This window comes from Bradyrhizobium sp. P2_E8 (assembly GCF_056403875.1).
This window is the reverse complement of record NZ_JBFUES010001252.1, coordinates 1-1,881: the sequence shown is the minus strand read 5'-3', so window position 1 is coordinate 1,881 and position 1,881 is coordinate 1. Positions and strand designations below refer to the sequence as shown.

The window sequence follows — 1,881 nt, the reverse complement described above, 5'->3', positions numbered from 1 at the left end:
GTGCAGGAGTTCTGCCTCGGCCAGGGAATCGCGCAGGTCAGCGCGATCATGGAAACCTGGTGGTTGCCGCGCTTTCACGAGGCCGGCTTCGTCGTGACGCCGCTCGGCCTGCCGGCTCTGGTCGAGAACGCCTGGACCATGGCGGCCACCATCGACATTCGTCGCCAGACGCTCGATGCCCTGCATGATCGCATCGGCATGGCTTCGATCGTGCAACAGGACGGCCCGCGTCTGGACGCCGTCGCCCGTGCCAACCTCTGCGGCCTCGCTGCCGCGCAACGAAAGAGCGCCTGAAATGTCGAACATGATGCGGGACAGCCAGATCATGGCGCTAATCAAGGACGAGAATCTCGGCTACATGTCCGACATGGCGCTCGAGCTGGCGCAGATGGCGGACGACTCCGGACTGACGACGCTCGCCTATCTGTTCCGGATGGCAGCACTGGAGGCCTCGACGGCAAACAACGTGGTCGCCGGCCCGGACGATCTTCCCCACCAGATGACGTCGCACTAGACGCAGCCTTCTTCACTTCCTTCATTCCGACGACGTCCTCACCCTCTCCCCGGCCTACCCGGGGGGAGGGTGATTACTTCTGAGCGTTTGCAAGAGGTCGTCATGCCCGGCCATGACGCCGTGGATGCGTTAGTGCTCAAGCTCTCAGTTCGGGTGCGGCAGGTTGCCCCATGCTGCGCGGCAGCCTTCTTGCATCGCGGGACAGGTTTCGGCCGTTTGCGCCGGGATGCAACAAAGTGCATGTTTGGTGTCAAATCGCTCTTGCCTCGGCACGATACTGCCATTACCCATTTTTCGGCCTTGAAGAGGCAGGGGGAGCTCTTTCACTGATGGCGACTGTGTTCGAACATCGGCGCGACGCTGCGTGCGCCTGAAAGAGTCTTGATGCTGCTCGTCGTCGAACAGTTCCTGAACGGATTGCAGTTTGGCCTGCTGCTGTTCCTGCTCGCCGCCGGCCTGACGCTGGTGTTCGGGATCATGGATCTCGTCAACCTCGCGCACGGCTCGCTCTACATGATGGGCGCCTATTTCGCCGCGACCTTCGCGGCCTGGACCGGCAGCTTCCTGCTCGGCGCGCTGATGGCGCTCGGTGCGACGCTTGTGCTCGGCATCGTGCTCGAGATGACGGCGCTGCGGCATCTCTACGGCCGCGACCATCTCGACCACGTGCTCGCGACGTTCGGCCTGATCCTGTTCTTCAATGAAGCCGTGCGGCTGATCTGGGGCCCGGCGGGCCTCGCGCTGCCGCTGCCGGCCTGGCTCACCGTGCCGGTGCCGATCCTGCCCGGCATTCACTATCCCGCCTATCGCCTCGCCATCATCGTGGTGGCGCTGCTGGTCGCGCTTCTGCTCTATCTCGGCGTGATGCGCACGCGCATCGGCATGCTGATCCGGGCCGGTGCCTCCAACCGCGAGATGATCGGCGCGCTCGGCATCAACATCAAGCTGCTCTACACGCTGGTGTTCGGGCTCGGTGCGGCGCTCGCCGGCCTTGCCGGCCTGATGCAGGCGCCGATCCTCACCGTGCAGATCGGGATGGGCGAGAACATCCTGATCCTCGCCTTCGTCATCATCGTGATCGGCGGCATCGGCTCGATCCGCGGCGCGTTCCTGGCCGCGATCTTCGTCGGCATGATCGACACGCTCGGCCGCGCCTTCCTGCCCAACCTGCTGCGGCAGGTGCTGAGCGGCGCCGCCGCCTCCACCGCCGCGCCGGCGCTGTCGTCCATGCTGATCTACCTGCTGATGGCGATCGTGCTGGTGGTGCGGCCGGAGGGGCTGTTTCCGGCCAATCGTCGATGAAGGCTTTCACTGTGAGCAAGGCCGCCACGGCCCTGATGCTGGCGGGCCTCGTGCTGCTGCCGCTC

Annotated in this window: 2 protein-coding genes and 1 pseudogene; all 3 read left to right on the top strand. The window is 64.9% G+C overall.

Annotated elements, in window-relative coordinates:
- Positions 1-294: pseudogene (locus AC1D00_RS39215) on the top strand (acyl-homoserine-lactone synthase); the annotation flags it as partial.
- A 1-nt stretch (position 295) separates the two neighbouring features.
- Positions 296-514 (top strand): hypothetical protein, encoded by a 219-nt coding sequence (locus AC1D00_RS39210; RefSeq protein ID WP_025575587.1) that lies wholly within the window; start codon positions 296-298, stop codon positions 512-514.
- Positions 515-898: 384 nt separating this feature from the next.
- Complete coding sequence (locus AC1D00_RS39205; protein ID WP_028148057.1) at positions 899-1,816, top strand: branched-chain amino acid ABC transporter permease; 918 nt, start codon at positions 899-901, stop codon at positions 1,814-1,816.
- The last annotated feature ends 65 nt before the right edge of the window (positions 1,817-1,881 follow it).

Coding starts and splice junctions, on each gene's coding strand:
- AC1D00_RS39205 (WP_028148057.1), top strand. CDS start 899: ATGCTGCTCGTCGTCGAACAGTTCCTGAACGGATTGCAGTTTGGCCTG.
- AC1D00_RS39210 (WP_025575587.1), top strand. CDS start 296: ATGTCGAACATGATGCGGGACAGCCAGATCATGGCGCTAATCAAGGAC.